Here is a 20,258-nt window from a genome sequence, read left to right as displayed (position 1 = left end):
TTTCACGCGCTCCTTCGTTGAATGAGTCGATGCGGCAGCAGCACGCCCGGCACGTCCGCGCGTGGATCGCGCAGGCGCTTGAGCAGCAGTTCCGCCGCCGTTTCACCGAGCGCCTGCATGGGCTGCGAGACAGTGGTAAGCGGCGGATAGACATGTGCGGCCACCGCGATATCGTCGAAGCCCACTACCGCGACATCTTCCGGTACGCGCAAGCCGACGCCGCGCAAACCGTTCATCACGCCGATGGCGAGCGTGTCAGAAACGGCGAAGATCGCGGTCGGTCTTGTGCGCTCGCCAAGCGAGGCAAGCTGCGTGGCCGCGCGTTCGCCGGCGTCGTAATCGAGGCTTTCGAGTTCGACCTGCCACGCCGGATTGGCTTCGATACCCGCGTCCCGAAGCGCATCGCGATAACCGGCCAGCCGCTGGCGTCCGTACAGATAGCCGTGTCCCGAGTTGATGAGCGCGATGCGTTCGTGTCCCTTGCCAAGCAGATACCGCACGACATCGCCCGCTGCAAGATGATTGTCGATGCCCACGTAAGGCACGCCCGCGCCCGGATCGAATTCGCAGCACGCTACCCACGGCAAGGTCGAGGCCTCTTCGGCAAGCGCCTTTTGCACGGCGGCGGGGTCGAGACAGATTGCGCCATCCGCGCGGCGTCCGCGTAACAGGTCGAAGTAACTGCGCTCGCGCAAGGGGTCGGCGCCGGTATCGCACATCAGCATGAAATAGCCGTTTTGTCGCGCCACGCTGTCGATGCCACGTACGATAGCCGCATAAAACGGATTGCCGAAGTCCGGCACCATGGTGAGCAGCAGACGGCTTTCCGCCGTGCGGAGATTGCGCGCAAGTTCGTTGATGCGGTAACCGCTCGCAGCGACCGCCACGCGCACTTTTTCGCGCGTCGTCTCGCGCACGTTCGCATGGCCGTTGAGCACGCGCGATACCGTCGCGACCGACACGCCCGCGCGCTCGGCGACATCCGCTATCGATACTTCCTCGCGTGTACGAACCGTATCCGACATGCTGCGCGCCACCGCGGCGAACGAGATGTAATGGATTACATTATTCGGCGCGAGACGCGCTTAAAGCAACCGGAATCGGCTAGGGATAAACGCTTAAGGCGTGCGTCTGTCGATTTGCTTGCGGCTGGCTCGTCGTATGGTGTGAGCGGGCAAATGCCACGCTTGCAACTTATCGAGGAGCATTCCATGCGTTTCATGATGCTGATGATCCCGCGCGGCTACGAAAGCGCGCAACCGGGCACGCTGCCCTCCGCCGAAGCCGTCGCCTCAATGATGAAGTACAACGAAGAACTGCAGAAAGCAGGCGTGTTGCTTGCGCTCGACGGACTGCATCCCCCTTCGATGGGCGCGCGCGTTTCGTTCGAAGGCGGCAAGCCGCGCGTCGTCGACGGCCCTTTCGCCGAAGCCAAGGAAGTGCTGGGCGGTTACTGGATGCTGCAGGTCAAATCGCGCGAAGAGGCGATCGAATGGGCGAAGCGTTGTCCCGCTTCGGACAACGAGGTGATCGAAGTGCGGCAAGTCATGGAGTTCGGCGACTTTCCGCCCGACGTGCAGGAAGCGGCGGCGGGCTTCGATGAAGCGCACAACAAGCCGCGCTCTTGAGCCAGACGCGGAGCATTCGTGCTTTCGCCTCAAGCCGTCGCGGTCAGTTCGAATAGCGATTGACGCAAGGCCTTCGCGCGCTTCTCGCCGAACTTCGCTTCGAACTCGGCCTGCGCGATGCGCCATTGCTCGACCGCTTTCTTGAGCGTCTCCTTGCCTTGCGACGTCAGCCGCAGCCCGACTGCACGCGAACTCGCCGCCTGCTGCTCCGCTTCGACGATGCCATCGCGTTGCAAAGGCTTGAGCGCGCGAACGAGCGTGGTGCGGTCCATGACCATGGCGTCGGCGAGATCCGCCATCGACACATCGGGCCGGCGCGCGATAGCCAACATGAGCGTGTATTGCGCGGCCGTGATGCCGGCCACGTTCAGATGCCGCTCGTACAGCTGCGAGACATAGCGCGCGGCCTGACGGATTGCAAAGCAGTTGCAATCGAAGAGAGAAGAGTTCGGATTCGTAGCCATGCCGTTTAGCATATTTGTGCATATGCACTCTGTCAAGGGCCGCGTTTTCATCGACGCGACAGGAGGCTCTCGGAACGCGGCGCGAATCGTCGTGGCGCGACTTGCTTCAAATCCCGCAGTGCCGCATCCCGCTTAGGTATTCGGTCCGCCGACGCTATGCCGAAATCCGCATCCGTCACGCGACTTAACAACAAGACGCGGCGAATTTGGCTCCCTAAATTGCGCATGTCCCGCCTCGTTCACCGTGCGCCGGATGCGCGCGAGGGGAAAGCCCTTCTTGCCGGCGCACTTGTGGCGATGTCCCATTCGATAGTCGAAACAGTCAGTCAGACCAACAAGGAGAGGAAACCATGCGTATCCACACGAGCCTCAAGCTAGTCTGCGCCGCCGTCGCGCTTGCCGCGCTGCCGTTCGCCGCGGCCGCCGAGGACATGACGGTGAAAGTCGGTTTTGCCGCGCCGCTCACCGGCGCAAACGCGGGCTACGGCAAAGATCTCCAGAACGGCGTGCAGCTCGCGCTCGATGAAGCGAACGCCAAAAAGATCAGCATCGGCGGCAAGACGGCGAAGTTCGAAATCGCGGCGGAAGACGATCAGGCCGACCCGCGCATCGGCGTGCAGGCCGCGCAGAAGCTCGTGGATGACGGCGTGGCCGTGGTCGTCGGACACTTCAACTCGGGCACGACGCTGCCTGCATCGCCGATCTACAACACCGCCGGCATTCCGCTGATCGATCCCGCGGCGACTAACCCGACCATTACCACGCGTGGCCTGGAAAACGTCTTCACGGTCATTTCGAGCGATGCGCAGAATGCGGGCAACGCCGGCGCCTACGCGGTGACGACGACGAAGGCGAAGAAGATCGGCATCATCGACGACCGCACGGCCTTCGGTCAGGGCGAAGCCGACGAGTTCGAGAAAGCGGTGAAAGCGAAAGGCGGCACGATCGTCGCGCGCGAATTCAGCGACAACCAGACGGTCGACTTCAGCGCGCAGCTCACGCGTCTGAAGGCGGCCAACGCCGATCTGATTTTCTTCGGCGGATTGGATCGGCAAGCGGCAGCCGTGGTCAAGCGCATGAAGCAGCTCGGCATGACCGCGCAGTTCGTGGGCGGCGGCGGCGTGATGGATGCCGACTTCCTCAAGCTCGCCGGCGACGCGGCCGAAGGCGCGCAGGCGTGGGAATACGGCAGCCCGCTCGACAAGCTGCCGCAAGGCAAGGCGTTCAGCGACAAGTTCCAGAAACGCTTCGGGGTGGCGATTCTCTCGTATGCGCCGTTCGGCTACGACGCCGCGTGGGCCGCGATCAACGCAATGGAGAAGGCCGGTTCCGCCGATCCCAAGGTGTATCGGCCGGCGTTGAAGAAGATCTCCTTCGATGGCATCACCGGCCCGATCGCATTCGATGACAACGGCGCGTTGAAGAACGCGTCATCGACGCTCTACCAGGTGAAGAACGGCCAGTGGGACACCGTGGTGACGAAGCACGGCATGTAAGCGTTGCACGTGCTCAGGCTTGCACGGCGTTCGTGTAAGCCTGGAGCGTCTCACGCGTCCGTGCCGCCTCCCCTTCCAGCCATTTCGCGAACTGCTGCAAGGTCGGCGACGGTGCGGGCCGCTCGGGGTAGACGAGGTAGTACGCCGCGCCGCTCGGCACACACAGCGAAAACGGCGCGATCACGCGTTTCGCGCGCAAGTCGTCCTCGATCAGCGACAAGTCGCCGATGGTTACGCCGAGACCCTGCATCGCCGATGTGATGGCGAGGTCGAGCGTGTCGAAATGCTGCGCCTTCATCGAAGGCAGGCCGGCGTAACCATAAGCGCCGAGCCACAAGAGCCAGTCGCGCCGGTCGCGTGTGGGATGCAAAAGCGTCTTGCCGGCCAGATCGTCGGGCGTCGGTGCGCGGTCCCGCCGAACCTTGAACTGCTCGGGCGCACAGACGGGCGTCAACACTTCATCGAACAGATGGTGCGAGCTGACACCCTTCTGCGCTGGCGCCGGCGCGCCAAACACGATGGCTGCATCGAACTGTTCGGCGTTGAACTCGACACTGTGCGACACGGCTGCTGTCACTTCGATCACCAGTTCCGGACGCTCGTTCTGCAGACGAATGACACGCGGCAAAACCCAGCGCATGGCGCAGGTCGGACACTTCAGACGCAGTGTTCCGGACTGTGCGCCACCTTTCGCGAGCGCATCGGCGATCTGTTCGAAAGCCTGCTGCAACGGCGCGATGAGCAACGCGCCATGATGCGTGAGCGCAAGGCCGCGCGCCTGCCGCACGAAGAGCGCATAGCCGAGATGCGCCTCCAGTCCGGCAATCTGGCGGCTCACCGCGCCTTGCGTCACGTTCAACACATCGGCGGCGCGCGTGAAATTGAGCTTGCGCGCGACCACGAGGAAGGTCTTCAGCACGTCCAGGGATGGCAAAGGTTTCATGTGGTCGTTCGCGGGTTTATCTACGCAGCCATGAATTCGAAGCATGGCTAGTATGACAAAGTTTCGATTGTTCCGGCTTTATTGCCGCGGTTCAATCGACGAACTGCAATACCGGAGACATTTGCCGTGCAAAGCGCCTGCATCCCCGAGTCGAAGCTGCCGAGCGTCGGCACGACAATTTTCACCGTGATCGGCCAGCTTGCCGACGAACATCACGCGCTCAATCTTTCTCAAGGCGCGCCGAACTTCGCATGCGATCCGCGCCTGATCGAAGGCGTCGAGCGAGCCATGCGAGCAGGACATAACCAATATTCGCCGATGTCGGGCGTGCTGGCGCTGCGTGAAGCCATCGCCGACAAGACGCACAAGCTGTATGGCGCGCAGTACGATCCGGGCACGGAAGTGACGGTCGTGGCGAGCGCGAGCGAGGGGCTTTACGCGACCATCAGCGCGCTCGTGCATCCCGGCGACGAGGTAATTTACTTCGAGCCGTCGTTCGACAGTTACGCGCCGATCGTGCAGCTTCAGGGTGCGACGCCTATCGCCATCCAGCTATCGGCGGAGAATTTTCAGATCGACTGGGACGAAGTCGCGGCGGCCATCACGCCGAAAACGCGCATGATCCTAGTCAACACGCCGCACAATCCGACCGGCAGCGCCTTCGCCGATGAAGACATCGCGCGTCTCACGGCGCTCACGCGCGACACGAAGATCATCGTGCTGTCGGACGAAGTCTACGAGCACGTAGTGTTCGACGGCGCGCCGCATCACGGCATGGCGCGCTACCCGGAACTGGCTGAGCGCAGCGTGATCGTGTCGTCGTTCGGCAAGTCGTATCACGTGACGGGCTGGCGCGTCGGCTACTGTCTCGCGCCCGCCGCGTTGACTGCCGAGATCCGCAAGATTCACCAGTTCATGACGTTTTCCGCCGATACGCCGATGCAAATGGCTTTCGCCGAAGCGCTCGCCGACGAATCGAGCTATCTCAACCTCGGACCGTTCTATCAGCACAAGCGCGATTTGCTGGCGACATCGCTCGCGGGATCGCGCTTCGAGTTGCTGCCGAGCGCGGGCAGTTTCTTCATGCTCGCACGCTACGGCGCGATTTCGGATGAAAGCGACAGCGACTTCGTGCTGCGCCTGATTCGCGAGGCGCGCGTGGCGACCATTCCGTTGTCCGCGTTTTATACCGACGGCACCGACAACCGCGTGATCCGGCTTTCGTTCGCGAAGGACGACGACACGCTGATCGAAGGCGCGCGCCGCCTTTGCTCCATCTAAAAACATTCGAGACACGACACGATGAAGATCAAATACGCCGCCACCGCCCTATTCCTTGCCTGCTCGTTCGCGAGCGGCGCGGCGTTCGCCGCCGATACCTTGCGTTTCGGGCTCGAAGCGCAGTATCCGCCGTTCGAGTCGAAGGCGTCGACGGGCGAACTGCAAGGACTCGATATCGATGTCGGCAACGCCGTGTGCGTGGCGGCGCAGATGAGCTGCAAGTGGGTCGAGACCTCTTTCGACGGGTTGATTCCCGCGCTGCAGGGCCGCAAGTTCGACGCCATCAATTCGGCGATGAACGCGACCGACCAGCGCCGTCAGGCCATCGACTTCACGACGGTGGTGTATCGCGTGCCGACGCAACTCATCGCGAAAACGGGCAGTGGACTCGAACCGACGCCCGCGTCGCTAAAGGGCAAGAGCGTGGGCGTGTTGCAGGGTTCGATCCAGGAGACCTTTGCCAAGGCGCATTGGGAAAACGAAGGCGTGAAGGTCGTGCCGTATCAGGATCAGAACCAGGTCTACACGGACCTCAAGTCCGGCCGGCTCGATGCCACGCTGGTGCTCGCGCCTGCGGGACAAACCGGCTTTCTGTCGAAGCCCGACGGCAACGGCTTTGCGTTCGTCGGCGCGCCGGTGCGGGACGACAAGATTCTTGGCAGCGGCATTGCGTACGGCGTGCGCAAGGGCGACGATGCGCTGAAGAGCAAACTCAACGCGGCCATCGCGAAGGTGAAGGCCGACGGCACGATCGACAAGTTCGCGAAGAAGTATTTGGGGGAAATCGATATTTCGGCGAAGTGAGGGATGAGCGGGCGTTCAGCAACTTTCCCACGGCACAGGCACACTGGCGGCTTGATTCACCACACGCGGCGCGTCGAAGCGCCGCGGCGCCCTCACAGGAAAAGCATTGAGCACGCCGCCTCGAACGAACCCCGCCGCCCCTGGACAACCGGCCGCGCCCGCACCACTGCAAGGCGGGCAACTGGTGCTCGCCACTTTCGCGGTGGCGCTCGCTACCTTCATGAACGTGTTGGATTCGTCGATCGCCAACGTCGCGATTCCGACCATCTCCGGCAATCTCGGCGTCTCGGTCAACGAAGGCACCTGGGTCATTACGGTGTTCGCCGCGTCGAACGCGGTTTCCATTCCGCTGACCGGCTGGCTCACGCAGCGACTCGGGCAAATTCATCTGTTTGTCGGCGCGATCCTCATGTTCGTGCTCTCCTCATGGTTGTGCGGTCTTGCGCCCAATTTGCCCGTGCTGCTTTTCGCGCGCGTCTTGCAGGGCGCGGTGGCTGGGCCGCTGATTCCGCTCTCGCAGGCCATTCTGCTCGGCTCGTATCCGAAAGAGAAATCGTCGATGGCGCTCTCGCTCTGGGCGATGACCGCGACCGTCGGCCCGATCGCCGGTCCCGCGCTCGGCGGCTGGATCACGGATAGTTATTCTTGGTCGTGGATCTTCTATATCAACATCCCGGTCGGCATTTTCGCGGCGGGCGTGACGTGGATCATCTACCGCAACCGCGAGTCGCCGAGCCGCAAGGCGCCTATCGATATCGTCGGGCTCGGGCTGCTGATCGCGTGGGTCGCGTCCTTGCAGATCATGCTCGACAAGGGACGTGATCTCGACTGGTTCCAGTCGCCGGTCATCGTCATTCTCGCGATAACGGCAGCCATTTCATTCGCGTTTTTCGTCGTGTGGGAGCTGACGGCGGAGAATCCGGTCGTCGATTTGCGGCTCTTCGCGGGACGCAATTTCTTCGGCGGCACGGTGGCCATTTCGGTCGCTTATGGCGTGTTTTTCGGCAATCTCGTGTTGTTGCCGCAATGGATGCAGCAGTATTTGAACTACCGTTCCGTCGACGCGGGTCTCGTCACCGCGCCGCTCGGCATCTTCGCCGTGATTCTTGCGCCGGTAATGGGCAAGGTGCTGCCGCGCAGCGACGCACGCGTGATCGCGACCATGGCGTTCGTGGGCTTCGCGTTCGTATTCTGGCTGCGCTCGAAGTATGTGATCGAGATCGATACCTGGCATCTCGTGCTGCCGACGCTCCTGCAAGGCATTCCGATGGCGATGTTCTTCGTGCCGCTCACGGCCATCGTGCTGTCGGGCTTGCCGCCATCGAAAATACCGGCGGCGGCAGGCTTGTCGAATTTCGCGCGGGTGTTTTGCGGCGCGGTGGGGACATCGCTTGCGGGCAACGAGTGGGATCATCGGATCGCGCTGCATCACGAGCGGCTGACGGAGCAGGCGAATATTTATAACCCGGCGTTCTTGCAGTCGCTCGGCATGTCGCAATCGACGCTGAATATCGGTGAAGCCCAGGCGCGTGGGATGTTCAACTTCACCGTCAACACTCAAGCCGCGATGATGGGGCTCAACGATATCTTCCTCATTTCAGCGGTCATCTTCATTCTGATCATTCCGCTGATCTGGATTACAAAGGTGGCGAAGGGTGGCGGCGGTGGGGCGGCGGCGGGGGCGCATTGAGATTTTTCGCGTGCCGTTACTAATGGACGGCACGCGGTACTCAACTTTGCGGCGTCAAAAAATAAATGGGCGTCAGCGGCATACGGGCGCGCGCCTTGTCATCAAGCTTGCTGTAAAACTGAATCCATAATTCGATCAATCGTTCGGAGTCGATCAACGTAATCTTGCGGCGCTCTTGATTTCGTGCAAAAGATTGGGCGTCGCGAGTAAAGCCGCCGGTGGAGATGAATAAGCCGACGTCGTCCTCGTTGATAATCGCAATAAAGGATTTGAGGCCGTCCGTATCTACCCGATGTGCGACGCGCTTCACTTGCACCTTAATGCGTGGTGGCCGAGTGCCAAGAGGGTCATTGTTTGCGATGATGTCAACACCATCATCTTTGCCCGGTGGCGATACCCAGCCGATGTGATAGCTCATTGCTCGCAGCAGGTCTGAAACAAGATCTTGAAAATCGTAAGGCGGCATTTTCAGAAGATGCTGCTCAATCTCGCCCCAAGCCTGCTCCTCTGCTTGCTCGTAAGTCATGCTCGCAGTTTCGGCGTCAACATCAAACGTCAAGTCGGACTGCTCGCTGAGTTTGGCCGATGCATAACTCAACCCGCTTGGATCACGCAGTTGAGCCGCTTTCCATTGGGCGTAGAGTCGATCCGATTCGCGACGAAACGCAGCGGGCTCTTTAATACGGTCATACGCGGACAAGCCCTCGTCAGTGATAGACCAAATGCCTTTGTGCTTGGTGAGCCACCCAGCTTTTACGCAGGCGATAGTCGCAAAGCGCACCGTCTTCTCGAAGCGTCTTGCGCCGGAGTTCTCATAGAAGCTCGCTTCATATGGAGAAAGAGTCACGCTAGAAGCGAGCGTCTTGAGTGCTTGGGCTGCGCCTAAGCCCTCCGGTTGCGCCTTCAGAATCTCAAACAGTTTCCTTAACAGTTCGCCCATGCGCTGTCGTGATGTTTCGGCCATTGCAATTTCTGAGTAGCGCACACACACCGGTGCAAACCTGCAATTGCCTACCTGTGTCGAGACACGACTGTTGAAATTCATTACGCGAGGCACGCCGATTCTAAAGCACGCTCACTTCAACCCTTCAACCCCAACTCCACCCGCTCCCCCGCGCCCTTATCCTTGATCCCGTCCGCGTTCAGCTTGGGCGCGACGACAAAAATCCGGCTGCTGTCGATCTTCCCGTCGAAGTACTCCTTCACCGCCTGCGCGCGGCGCTGCGCCAGATCGCGCAACGCGCCTTCATCGACCGGTGCGTTTTCAGTCAGCGCGCTCTTCATGTCCTCGTCCGGCACCGACTTCGTCAAACCGATGAAGTTCTTCGGCTTCTTGAAATCCGCCGACTTATAAACCTTCGTCAGATACTTGTCGTAATCCGCATCCGATACCTTCACCGACTGCCAGTCCACATTCTCGCCGCCATCCGACATGTCGCGGACCTTCGCGCGTTTGATTTGGCCATCCAGCCAAGCGCTGCGTAACGCGGGTTCATCGACTTTCGGATCGACGCGCCCCGTCACATCCAGCCTGATCGACGGCTTATCCGCGAGCGCCTTCGAAATCGTCTCCAGCTTCTTCTGCGCGGCATCGTTGAGCGTCGCCGAGCCTGCGTCGAATTCGACGTAATTCAGCTCCTCGCCACTGCTGCCGAACGCATGCGCGAGCAGCGAGAACGGCGCGGTCACCGCCTTTTGCACCAGATTCAATATGGCTTGCCAGACGAGCCCGCCAATAGAAAACTCCGGATTCGAAAGCGATCCCGAAATGGGAATGTTCACGTCGATCTCGCCGCGCGAATTCTTCAGCAACGACACGGCGAGCCGCACCGGCAGCTTCGTCGCCGTCGAATTGTCGACGTGATCGCCGAACGTCAACTGGTCGATGAACAGGTGATTGTTCGCCGTGAGCTTGTCGTCGCCGAGCATGTAATGCAGATCGACGTTGAGCTTGCCCTTCGTGATCGGATAGCCCGCATACTTCGACGAATACGGCGTGAGGTTGGTGAGCTCGACGTCGTGCGCGCTCGCGGTCAAGTCGAGCGCGGGCTTTTCGATGAGCGGATTCACCTGTCCCTTGATCGAAACCGGTCCGTTCGCGGCGAGCTTGGCGGCGACATCGACGGGCGCGGGCGTCGTCGAATGTGTGCCGAATGCGCCGATGGTCCCGTTGATCGACACGAGATTCGCCGTGAAGTTGGGCTTGATGAAGTTGTCGGTGTAGGTCACACGGCCGTTCTGCAATACGAGCTGGCCGAAGCGCATGTTCACCGGCGGACCGGAGGCCGCCGCCGTCTTGACCGGTGCACTCGCCGCGACCGCCGCGGATGCCGCCGCCGATGCCTCGGGCTTCGACTGATCGCGCGTCACCGATTGCCGCGGGCCGTTGTCGCTTGCCACGACGCTCTTCAGGTTCAGCTTGCCTTGCGCGTCGAGCAACACGCGGCCGTAGAAGTTCGCGAAGGTCACGCGCGCCGCGTCAACGTCCGTGCCGCGCTCGCCATAATTCACCTTTACGTTGGTGAGGCCGAGCAGTTTCCAGCCGGCGAAACGGTCGGACGTCGCTTTGTCCTGCATGCGCACGTCTGTCAGCGAAACATCGCCCTTGTAGGAAGCCGCGAGCGTCTTGCCACTGCCCGACAAGCCGACATCGCCATTGGCGTTGAGGAACGCGCTTGCGATATCGACGTTGAGCTTGTCGCCGAAATACGGTTCGAAGGCGGCGGCATCGACCTGATCGCCCTTCACATGCAGCGCGAGCTTGAGCGGTGTGACCGTGACCGTGCCATTTATATCGAGCGCGCCACGCCCGTTGAGCGTGAGCTTGCCGGTAACATCGAGCGGTTTCGAGAGATCGTCGCTGAACTGCTTCACGGCTACCGACATCGGCGCAATGCGCAGCTTCACGGGCGTCGTGGGCGTCAAGTCGGTGACATTAGCCGAGGCGTTATCGAGCGCGATCTGGCCAATTTGATAGCGCCACGCCGGTCCCGCTTCCTGCGCCTTCTGAATCTTGCGCGTGGCGCTCGGCTCCGGCGCAACCTCATGCGCTCCAGCGAGCGCGGCCAGGTCGATACTGCCGTCCTTGCGGCGCGTGGCATCGAGCGAAAGTCCCTTCAACTGCACGCTGTCGAGCGCGACCTGACGCGCGGGCACATCCACCTTGACGATCTTCGCGAGCGCGGCATCGAGCTTGATGGGTGCGGCGGCATCCGCGCCATTCGATGCATTCGGCACGAGCGTGAGCGCGTCGAGTTTCACATCGCCCGCGCCGACCTGCACGTTTGCTTCCGGCTTCGACCAATCGACCGACACCGGCAGATTCGCGCCGAGCGTGCCGCTCGTCACGCGCGCCGCCAGCGAATTCGCGATATAAGGCTGCAACGGCGGCAGCGCCAATGCTTCGAGCGCCAACTTGACGTCGGCGGTCTTGGCGGCGAGCGCGACGTTGCCGGAAGCGCCGAGCGAACCGCCGTGACCGAACGCCGTCTTGAGCGTGTAGCGCGCGGGCGTCTTGTCGAGCGTCGAAAAACCATCGAGCGTGACGGCTAGACCTGTCAGCGTTTCCTGCACGCGCTGCTTCATCAACTGGTCATCGAACGCGATCTTGCCGTCGTCGATGGCAACGTGCTTGATAGCCAGATCGAGCGGCGGCGCGTCCTTCGCTTCGGGCTTCTTCACCTCGGCCTTCGCGGGCGGCGGCGCGAGTTTCTGCACGTTGAGCGTGCCGGACGGATCGCGCGCGAGCCGTACATCCGGACCCGCAAGCGTCACTTCGTCGAGATGATAGATATCGCGCAACGGCTCGGCGTTGGCAATCTTCACATGCAACGCGCGCGCGGCGACGAGCGGTGCGTTCGCTTTATCGGTGACGGCGAGATCGGCCAAATCCGCAGTGCCGTCGATACGAATGGTCGGTGCATCGCCGGCAATGGCAAAGCGCACGTTGAGGTCGGTCGTGAGCTTGCCGCTCTTCACCGCGACGGGCACGGAAGCCGGCGCGTAAGACGCCATCTGCGGCACGTCGAGTCCGTCGAGCGTGAGCGCGATCTCCGACTCGCGCGACTCCGAAAACGGCTTCGTGCGGCCCTTCACGACGAGCGGCGAGCCGTCGATGTGCGCCTGTAATAACGGCGTCACGAAAATATCGGTGGCCGAGGGCAGCGTCGCGATGAAGGGGATACCGAGCGCGAACTGGTCGATGGTGTGCTTCGCCTTCAGGAGCCGGTCGTCGAACACGATCCGGCCGTTCTCCACGCGAATGTTCGACACGGAGAAGCGCGCCGGCTTGTCCGATGGCGGCGAGGAAGGCTTCGAGAATTTCTCGATCAGATCGGAGAAATTGAAATGCTCGCCGTCGAAACGCACGATGCTGATGCGCGGCGAATCGATCTTCAGTTCATTGACGACGGGCGCGAGCCGGAAGATGGACGACCACGACGTGCGCACGACGAGCCGCGACACATCGACGAAACCGGCCGCCGCGCCGGGCGCTTTCGCGAGATTCGCGGGCGCTTCGCCGATATGCACGTCATCAGCTTCGAAATCGAGCGAATAGGGATTGAGCCAAATGCGCCGGATGGTCACCGGCCGGTCGAGTTGCTTGCCAAGCTGTTGCTCGGCGATATGACGAATGACCGGCGGCGCGACGAAGAAGCCGAGAAGGCCGATGACCACCATGAAGACGATCAGGCCAATCGCGATTCGCCGCGTACGCCGTGCATGCACGACGCCGCGCAGGGTTTGCCCGGCCGAGGCCAGTGAAGACTTGGTGACGCTTGCCATTCGATGCGCGCTGCGACGCGCGGCGGCGCATCGCCCTGTCAGGTAGAGGATGCTTCGAGTATACGACGAGGCATCGCGCAAACGTTCATCAAATGCTTCACTGCCGTTCGACGGCCGGCGGCGTCCACGTGCCGTCGCTTGCCTGCGGTTTGGGCGCGTAGAGGCGCATCGTCAGCTGAAAGTCGCCGTCGGGCGCGGGCAGCCAGTTCGATGCGCGCGCACGCGGCGGTGCTTCGGCCGCTACGGTGACATCGACCGAACCGTCGCGGTTTTTCTTGAGGCGGTCGCGGTCGCTTAGCGACAGACGCGGCAGCTTGCCGTTGGCGAACGCGCCATCCTTCGTGTAGGCCGCGAGCGTCCAGAAACCGCGCACCGGCGGCAACTGGTTCGGCGCGAAGTGCAGCACGTAGGTGTTCGCGCCGTTGAGCGGATGGCCGTCGCTGTCCACGCGCGCAACCGGCTTCGCTTCGCCCGCCTTCGTCCCCGAAAACGGCTGATGGCGCGCGAGATAAGCCCGCAGAATGTAATCCGTGCCGTAGTTGCCGACATCGTCGCCGAACCACGTCCAGCCGTTCTTCGTGATCGCGTTCGATGGCGCCGTCGCGAGATGCGCGCGGCCATCCGCGACACCGGACGCCAGAAGCGGCGCGTCGGCCTTCTTGAACTGCACCGGTTCGCCCGGCTTCACGCCGAGATCGGCGAGGCGGGACATCGCGGGCGCATCGTCGGCGGCGGGCGGATTGTCGTCGAGCGAGCGGGCAAGGCGCGCGAAAAACGCGTTGGCATCGAGCGCTTCGGCCTGCGCGCCGGGCGATGCCGTCGGCGCCGCGCTCGGCAAAGGCGGCACGCTAGGCGTCTGGCCCGTGGCATTGCCCGGCCACGCGCCCGTCACAGTCGAAGTAGGATCGGCGAGCGAGCCCTTGGTGGGCGTAAGCGTATCGATGCGCATCGACGTCTGCAGCTTTCTGACTTCGCGCACGTCGCGCATGCCGTTCACCCGCACGCGCACCGAAAGCCAGACGTAGCGCGTGCGCGTTTCGACGCGCGTCGCACCGGCGGGCAGCGTGCCCGTAAAGCCGGCGGGCACGAAGGCGATGAGCTGCGCCTTCGGAAACGGCGTCGTGTCGGCGCTCGAATACAGCGCGTTGCTCCATGCATCGAACGCGCGGGTATCGAGATAGCGTGCGCGCGGCGCGGCGGGCACGGTCACGATCACGGGATCGGCGGAGACATCGAGCCATGCGGAGGAATCGAGTGTATCGACGCTCGGCCAGCCGGTCGCGCCCGCGGGCGGCAACGCGATGGCGTGGCGGAACGTGTTGAGCGGCGCCTGACCCGGCCGCGCCGCCCCGCTTGCACGTTCCCGCGCGATGTCCGACGCGACGAGCGGAAAGCCGAACGTGTAGGCATCGACGACCTGGTTTTTCACCCAGCCGCCCGTATCTGCCGCCTCGGGCGTCGCGGTTCCCGCGCAGCCGGCGAGCAAGGCCGCGGCAGAAAGGCTCGTGCTGACCCATAAAGCGGCGTTGAGCGGAAACGTCCAGCGTCGGTGCTTATTCATTCGAATGGAAATCCGGTTTTATTTCGATGGGTTCGCAGACGAGCAGCCCGCCGCCGTCCTGATCCCCGAGGTAGCGCGCCGAAAATTCGATCTCGAAATTGGGGTTTTAACGTATCCGCTGATGATAGGCAAGACAACACGCATAAAAGGCGCTACTCGTCGCGCAAATACGTCTGACCACTCGTCGAGACTCGCTTCACGGCATCGCGTAACATGAATGTTTTGGAACCTTTCGAACGAGTCCGACGCATGTATATTCCCGCCCATTTCGAGGAAAACCGCCCGGAAGCCCTGCGCGCGCTGATCGCCGCGCATCCTTTTGGCGCATTGGTCACGCATGGCCCGAATGGGCTTGACGCCAATCACATTCCTTTCGAACTCGATCCCGCCATCGGCGAACACGGCACCTTGCGCGCGCACGTGGCACGTGCAAATCCCGTGTGGCGCGAAGTCGGGGCGCGCGAGGACGTGCTGGTGATCTTTCAGGGCGCGGAAGGCTATATCTCGCCGACTTTCTATCCGAGCAAGCAGGAAACCCACCGTCAAGTGCCGACGTGGAATTACCTCGTCGTGCACGCGCATGGCCGAATCACCGTGCGTGACGACGAAGCCTACGTGCGCGGCGTCGTTGCGAAACTCACGCGCAAGATGGAAGCGGGCGAAGCAATGCCGTGGAAAATGGGCGACGCGCCGCGCGATTTCATCGATCAATTGCTGGGCGCGATCGTCGGCATCGAAATCGAGGTGACGCGGCTGGTCGGCAAGGCAAAGCTTTCGCAGAACAAGGCGGAAGCAGACCGTATCGGCGCGGTCGAGGGCTTGCGTCAGCGCGGCGGCGAGGAAGCCGGCGCGCTCGCCGACGCCATGTTCGGCTCGATCGAACCGCCTCGCGACTGAAATGCGCTCTTGACCTTCCAATCGTTGGAAGGTCGATACTGGCTTCATGCGTGGCCAGAAGGAGCGTTTCATCATGTCATCGGCACCAGTCAATCAAACCAGAACCGCGGTATTCGCCGTGAGCGGCATGACGTGCGCGTCGTGCGTCGCGCGCGTCGAGAAAATGCTCGGACGCGTGCCGGGCGTGGAATCGGTCGCCGTGAATCTCGCGACCGAAAAAGCCACCGTCCATACGAACGATGCCGTCACCGACCAACAACTGGTCGCGGCCATTACGAAAGCCGGTTACGAAGCGGCGAAGGTCGAGCCCGACGCGCCGCGTGTCGATGCGAAAACGCCGCAAGCGCTCGATGCCGAACTCGTCGCGGTGGTCGCGAGCGCGCTCGTCACGCTGCCCTTGCTTGCGCCGATGTTCGGCGCAGCGCTCTCGCCGTGGCTGCAACTGGCGCTCGCGAGCATCGTCCAGTTTGGCTTCGGCGCGCGTTTCTACGTCGGCGGTTATCGGGCGCTGCGGGCGTTCGCGGGCAACATGGATTTGCTCGTGGCGCTGGGGACATCGGCGGCGTGGGCGCTGAGTGTCTATCAGATGTTCGCGCACGGCGGCATGCCGATGCATCTGTTCTTCGAGGCATCGGCGGTCGTCATCACGCTGGTGCGCTTTGGCAAATGGCTGGAGACGCGCGCCAAACGCCAGACCACCGACGCCATCCGCGCCCTTAACGCGCTGCGTCCGACCACGGCGCGCGTGCGCGATCGCGCCGATCCTTCGCATGAAAGCGAGATTGCGCTCGCCGATGTGCGCGTGGGCGACATCGCCATCGTGCGGCCGGGCGAGCGCGTGCCGGTGGATGGCATCGTGCGCGAGGGACGCACGCATGTCGACGAATCGCTGATCACGGGCGAGAGTCTGCCGGTTGCGAAAGAGCCGGGCGCGCGCGCGACGGGCGGATCGATCAACGGCGAAGGCGTGATCGCGATCGAAACGACGGCCATTGGCGCGGAAACGACGCTCGCGCGGATCATCCGGCTGGTCGAATCGGCGCAAGCGGAAAAAGCGCCGATCCAGCGCCTGGTCGATCGCGTGTCCGCCGTTTTCGTACCGGCAATTCTGGTAATTGCGCTCATCACGCTGGCGGGCTGGCTTCTGCATGGCGCGGATGCCGAGACCGCCTGGCTCAACGCGGTCGCCGTGCTCGTGATCGCCTGCCCGTGCGCGCTCGGCCTCGCCACGCCGACCGCCATCATGGCCGGCACGGGCGTCGCGGCGCGTCACGGCATCCTGATCAAGGACGCGGAGGCGTTGGAACAGGCGCATGCCATTAGCGTCGTTGCGTTCGATAAGACCGGCACGCTGACGGCCGGCCAACCGAGTCTCGTCGCGTTCGAAGCCGCGCCGGGATTCGAGCGCGCGGAAGCACTCGCGCTGGCGGCGGCGGTGCAAAGAATGAGCGAGCATCCATTGGCGAAAGCGGTAGTCGGTTTCGCCGATAGCACGCCGGACATTGCGCGATACGAGGCGACGTCGGCGAAAGCAATTGCCGGACGCGGCGCGGAGGCTTTCATCGGCGCGCGCAACGTGGCGATAGGCAGTGCGCGCTGGGTCGAGGAATTGCATGCGGCCGTGCCCGAAGCGCTTGCCGTCGAGGCGCGCAACCTCGAAGCGCAGGGCAACACGGTGTCATGGCTCTTGGACCGCGCTGACGGCAAGGCGACCGTCCTCGCCCTGCTCGCGTTCGGCGACACGATCAAGCCGACGGCGCGGTCCGCCATCGAAAGACTCGCGCAACTGGGCGTGAAGGCCGCGCTCGTTACGGGCGATAACGCGGGTAGCGCGCAGGCGGTTGCGCGCGCGCTGGGCATTCCGTCGGCGCTGGTTTTCTCGCAGACCTTGCCCGCGGACAAGGCGCGCGTGATCGCGGAATTGAAGGCATCGAACCACGGCATCGTGGCGATGGCGGGCGACGGCATCAACGACGCACCCGCGCTCGCCGCCGCCGATGTCGGCATCGCGATGGGCAGCGGCACGGACGTGGCGATCGAAGCGGCGGGCATCACGCTCATGCGTGGCGACCCGGCGCTCGTGGCGGATGCCATCGACATTTCGCGCCGGACGTATCGCAAGATTCAGCAGAATCTTTTCTGGGCGTTTGTGTACAACCTGATCGGCATTCCGCTTGCCGCATTCGGCATGCTTGACCCAATGTTCGCCGGCGCGGCGATGGCGTTTTCGAGCGTGAGCGTGGTGGCGAACGCGTTGTTGTTGCGGCGCTGGCGTGCTCAGGCGGGAACCGAGCTGCCAGCGGAACGCGCGGGCAAACCAATCACCCGCCCCGCATAACGCGCATCGCACGCGGCAATCACCGCGTGCATATCGATACTTCGCGCCACGTCTTCATCGAACGAAGCCGACTTCGGCGCGCCGCTCGAATCGATGTGCATCATCATCTGCTCGCACGCCGATACCGGCTCCGCCTCGTCCGCTTCGAACATCTCCAGATAAAGATGCACGCGCTTCTTGTCGCGCGCGACGACCCACGCGTCCACTCGCACCGCCGCGCCTTCCTTGATCTCGCGCAGATAGCTCACATGGGCTTCGAGCGTGTAGAGCGTGCGCTGCCGCGCGCGCCTGCCCGCGTCGTCCAGACCGATGCCGTCCATGAACGCATCGGTCGCGAGGCTAAAGATCAGCATGTAGTACGCGTCACGCAGATGGCCGTTGTAATCGACCCATTCGGCCTTCACGGTGTCGCGATAAATCGTGCTCATGAATCTCGCCCCGTTAGTCTTCGATACCGTGCCGTGCCTTCGCCTGCGCAATCGCCTCGATCACGCTCGTGATGCAGTCGTCGCGATACCTCTCCAGTTCCTTGATGCCGCGTCCGTTCGTCTGCCGCGACGTGCCGTCCACCACGCGGTCGATGAGTTCATCGGTGAGCGTCGGCGCGACGAGCTTCGTCCATGGCAATTCGAGCGCGGGGCCGAATTGCTGCATGAAGTGTCGCATGCCCGCTTCGCCGCCCGCCAGCGTATAGGTCAGGAACGTGCCCATGAACGACCAGCGAATGCCCGCGCCGTACCGAATTGCATCGTCGATCTCGCCGGTCGTCGCCACGCCTTCGTTCACCAGATGCAACGCCTCGCGCCACAACGCTTCGAGCAATCTGTCCGCGATAAAGCCCGGCACTTCCTTCTGCACGCGAAGCGGCCTCATGCCGATGGATGCATAGAAGCTCATCGCGGTATCGATCGCATCGCCGGAAGTCAACTCGCCGCCAAGCACTTCGACGAGCGGCAAAAGATAAACCGGATTGAACGGATGCCCGACCACGCAGCGCTCGGGATGTACGGCGCGTGCGTAAAAATCGCTGGGCAGAAGGCCCGAAGTGGATGACGCGATAATCGCATCGGCCTTCGCCGCGCGGCTCACGCGTTCGTGCAGCGCGAGCTTCAGTTCCTCGCGTTCGGGCGCGCTCTCCTGAATGAAATCCGCATCGGCGACGCACTCCTCGACAGTTTCCACCACGCGCAGGCGATCCTGCGACGCGCCTTTCGCCAGTCCCACGCGTTCCAGCGCCGGCCACGCATTGGCGACGTTCGCGCGTAACTGCGCTTGAGCGCCAGGCGCCGGGTCCCACGCGGTGACATCTAGCCCATGCGCAAGCGCGCGCGCCACCCAGCCGCTGCCGATCACACCCGCGCCGAGCGCGGCGAATTGCCTGACTTGCATATCGTCCATCCGAATGTAGTGATCCTGAACCTATGCCAACTGCCCGAGCGCGCGACGCTCCAGCAAGCGTTCGCCGCGCGCCGGCAAACCGAGCTTGCGACGCCCTTCCGCCGGCGTGAGCGCGCGTCCGCCAAGACGTTCGATGATCTCCACCGCGCGCTGCACGAGCGAACCGTTGCTCGCATGCACGCCGCGATCGAGCCACAGATTGTCTTCGAGACCCACGCGCACATGACCGCCGAGTAGCATGGCTTGCGCGACCATCGGCATCTGCATGCGGCCGATACCGAAGCCCGCCCAATGCGCGCCAGGCGGCAGGTTATCGACCATGGCCTTCATGGTGCCCATGTCGGGCGGCGCGCCCCAAGGAATGCCCATGCAAAGCTGAAAAAGCGGCGGCGCATCGAGCAGGCCTTCCTTCAGCAACTGATTCGCGAACCAGAGATGACCGGTATCGAAAATCTCGAGTTCCGGCTTCACGCCAAGCTGCTGGATGCGCTTTGCCCCGGCTCGGAGTTGCGCGGGCGTCGAGACGTAGATGTAGTCGCCATCGCCGAAATTGAGGGTGCCGCAATCGAGCGTGCAGATTTCCGGAAGCAGTTCCTCGACATGCGCAAGACGCGTGAGACCGCCGACGAGATCGGTGCCCTTGCCGAAGCGCATCGGCTCTTCGCCCGCGCCGATTTCCAGATCGCCGCCCATGCCCGCCGTCAAGTTGATGATGACATCGACATCCGATGAACGAATGCGATCCACCACTTCGCGATACAGCGCCGGGTCGCGGCTGCCGCGCCCGGTTTGCGGATCGCGCACATGGCAATGCGCCACGGTCGCGCCCGCACGCGCGGCCTCGATAGCCGCTTCGGCAATCTGCCTGGGCGTGACGGGTATTGCCGGATGTCTGGCCGTTGTGTCGCCTGCTCCCGTTACCGCGCAGGTCACGATCACGTCATGGTTCATGGTGGCGCTTGTCCTTATTCAG

The 20,258-nt window shown here is 62.8% G+C and carries 16 protein-coding genes; 7 read left to right on the top strand and 9 right to left on the bottom strand.

Annotation, left to right across the window (positions count from 1 at the left end; translation table 11 throughout):
- Positions 1–2: 2 nt before the first annotated feature.
- A complete protein-coding gene (locus NCT03_RS15645; protein WP_244829070.1) occupies positions 3–1,025 on the bottom strand; it encodes a LacI family DNA-binding transcriptional regulator in 1,023 nt (340 codons plus the stop codon).
- 186 nt (positions 1,026–1,211) lie between these two features.
- On the opposite strand from NCT03_RS15645, the gene NCT03_RS15640 reads away from it, so the two are divergent.
- Positions 1,212–1,628, top strand: coding sequence for a YciI family protein (locus tag NCT03_RS15640; protein ID WP_244829069.1), 417 nt, complete (start codon positions 1,212–1,214; stop codon positions 1,626–1,628).
- Between the two features lie 29 nt (positions 1,629–1,657).
- Here the strand turns inward: NCT03_RS15640 and NCT03_RS15635 are convergent, their stop codons facing one another.
- Complete coding sequence (locus NCT03_RS15635) at positions 1,658–2,092, bottom strand: MarR family winged helix-turn-helix transcriptional regulator (protein WP_244829068.1); 435 nt, start codon at positions 2,090–2,092, stop codon at positions 1,658–1,660.
- A 350-nt stretch (positions 2,093–2,442) separates the two neighbouring features.
- Between NCT03_RS15635 and NCT03_RS15630 the strand changes: the two genes are divergently transcribed.
- Positions 2,443–3,588: a branched-chain amino acid ABC transporter substrate-binding protein gene (locus tag NCT03_RS15630; protein WP_244829067.1), complete on the top strand. Its 1,146-nt coding sequence runs from the start codon at positions 2,443–2,445 to the stop codon at positions 3,586–3,588.
- 13 nt (positions 3,589–3,601) lie between these two features.
- Here the strand turns inward: NCT03_RS15630 and NCT03_RS15625 are convergent, their stop codons facing one another.
- Positions 3,602–4,531: a LysR substrate-binding domain-containing protein gene (locus tag NCT03_RS15625; protein WP_250493064.1), complete on the bottom strand. Its 930-nt coding sequence runs from the start codon at positions 4,529–4,531 to the stop codon at positions 3,602–3,604.
- Between the two features lie 126 nt (positions 4,532–4,657).
- On the opposite strand from NCT03_RS15625, the gene NCT03_RS15620 reads away from it, so the two are divergent.
- The 3 genes from NCT03_RS15620 to NCT03_RS15610 all read left to right on the top strand — a co-directional run bounded on the left by NCT03_RS15620 (position 4,658) and on the right by NCT03_RS15610 (position 8,306).
- Positions 4,658–5,812, top strand: coding sequence for a methionine aminotransferase (locus tag NCT03_RS15620; RefSeq protein ID WP_250493063.1), 1,155 nt, complete (start codon positions 4,658–4,660; stop codon positions 5,810–5,812).
- A gap of 21 nt (positions 5,813–5,833) precedes the next feature.
- On the top strand, positions 5,834–6,616 hold the full coding sequence (locus NCT03_RS15615; RefSeq protein ID WP_244829064.1) for an ABC transporter substrate-binding protein: 783 nt from the start codon (positions 5,834–5,836) through the stop codon (positions 6,614–6,616).
- A 106-nt stretch (positions 6,617–6,722) separates the two neighbouring features.
- Positions 6,723–8,306 (top strand): DHA2 family efflux MFS transporter permease subunit, encoded by a 1,584-nt coding sequence (locus tag NCT03_RS15610; protein WP_244829063.1) that lies wholly within the window; start codon positions 6,723–6,725, stop codon positions 8,304–8,306.
- A 40-nt stretch (positions 8,307–8,346) separates the two neighbouring features.
- On the opposite strand, the gene NCT03_RS15605 is transcribed toward NCT03_RS15610, so the two are convergent.
- The 3 genes from NCT03_RS15605 to NCT03_RS15595 form a co-directional block, all read right to left on the bottom strand.
- On the bottom strand, positions 8,347–9,270 hold the full coding sequence (locus NCT03_RS15605; protein ID WP_250493062.1) for a restriction endonuclease: 924 nt from the start codon (positions 9,268–9,270) through the stop codon (positions 8,347–8,349).
- Positions 9,271–9,386: 116 nt separating this feature from the next.
- Positions 9,387–13,091, bottom strand: coding sequence for a DUF748 domain-containing protein (locus NCT03_RS15600; RefSeq protein ID WP_250493061.1), 3,705 nt, complete (start codon positions 13,089–13,091; stop codon positions 9,387–9,389).
- Between the two features lie 97 nt (positions 13,092–13,188).
- Positions 13,189–14,652 (bottom strand): DUF1254 domain-containing protein, encoded by a 1,464-nt coding sequence (locus NCT03_RS15595; RefSeq protein WP_250493060.1) that lies wholly within the window; start codon positions 14,650–14,652, stop codon positions 13,189–13,191.
- Positions 14,653–14,901: 249 nt separating this feature from the next.
- Here NCT03_RS15595 and NCT03_RS15590 point away from each other — a divergent pair, with 249 nt between their 5' ends.
- On the top strand, positions 14,902–15,549 hold the full coding sequence (locus tag NCT03_RS15590; protein ID WP_250466444.1) for an FMN-binding negative transcriptional regulator: 648 nt from the start codon (positions 14,902–14,904) through the stop codon (positions 15,547–15,549).
- 163 nt (positions 15,550–15,712) lie between these two features.
- The gene (locus NCT03_RS15585; protein WP_502800376.1) at positions 15,713–17,887 is read left to right on the top strand and encodes a heavy metal translocating P-type ATPase; all 2,175 of its coding nucleotides are present in this window, start codon (positions 15,713–15,715) and stop codon (positions 17,885–17,887) included.
- On the opposite strand, the gene NCT03_RS15580 is transcribed toward NCT03_RS15585, so the two are convergent.
- From NCT03_RS15580 to cdhC, 3 genes are read right to left on the bottom strand one after another with little or no spacing between them, the layout of a single operon-like run.
- Complete coding sequence (locus NCT03_RS15580) at positions 17,827–18,315, bottom strand: thioesterase family protein (RefSeq protein WP_250493058.1); 489 nt, start codon at positions 18,313–18,315, stop codon at positions 17,827–17,829. The two genes, NCT03_RS15585 and NCT03_RS15580, sit on opposite strands and share 61 nt — an antisense overlap.
- A gap of 13 nt (positions 18,316–18,328) precedes the next feature.
- Positions 18,329–19,276 (bottom strand): L-carnitine dehydrogenase, encoded by a 948-nt coding sequence (locus tag NCT03_RS15575; protein ID WP_250493057.1) that lies wholly within the window; start codon positions 19,274–19,276, stop codon positions 18,329–18,331.
- Between the two features lie 30 nt (positions 19,277–19,306).
- On the bottom strand, positions 19,307–20,236 hold the full coding sequence (cdhC, locus tag NCT03_RS15570; protein WP_250493056.1) for a 3-dehydrocarnitine:acetyl-CoA trimethylamine transferase CdhC: 930 nt from the start codon (positions 20,234–20,236) through the stop codon (positions 19,307–19,309).
- Positions 20,237–20,258: the final 22 nt, after the last annotated feature.

The sequence above is a fragment of the Caballeronia sp. GAWG1-1 genome (assembly GCF_023631465.1).
Lineage (GTDB): Bacteria > Pseudomonadota > Gammaproteobacteria > Burkholderiales > Burkholderiaceae > Caballeronia.
Note: the sequence above shows the minus strand (reverse complement) of the source record. Positions and strands in the feature narration are given on the sequence as shown.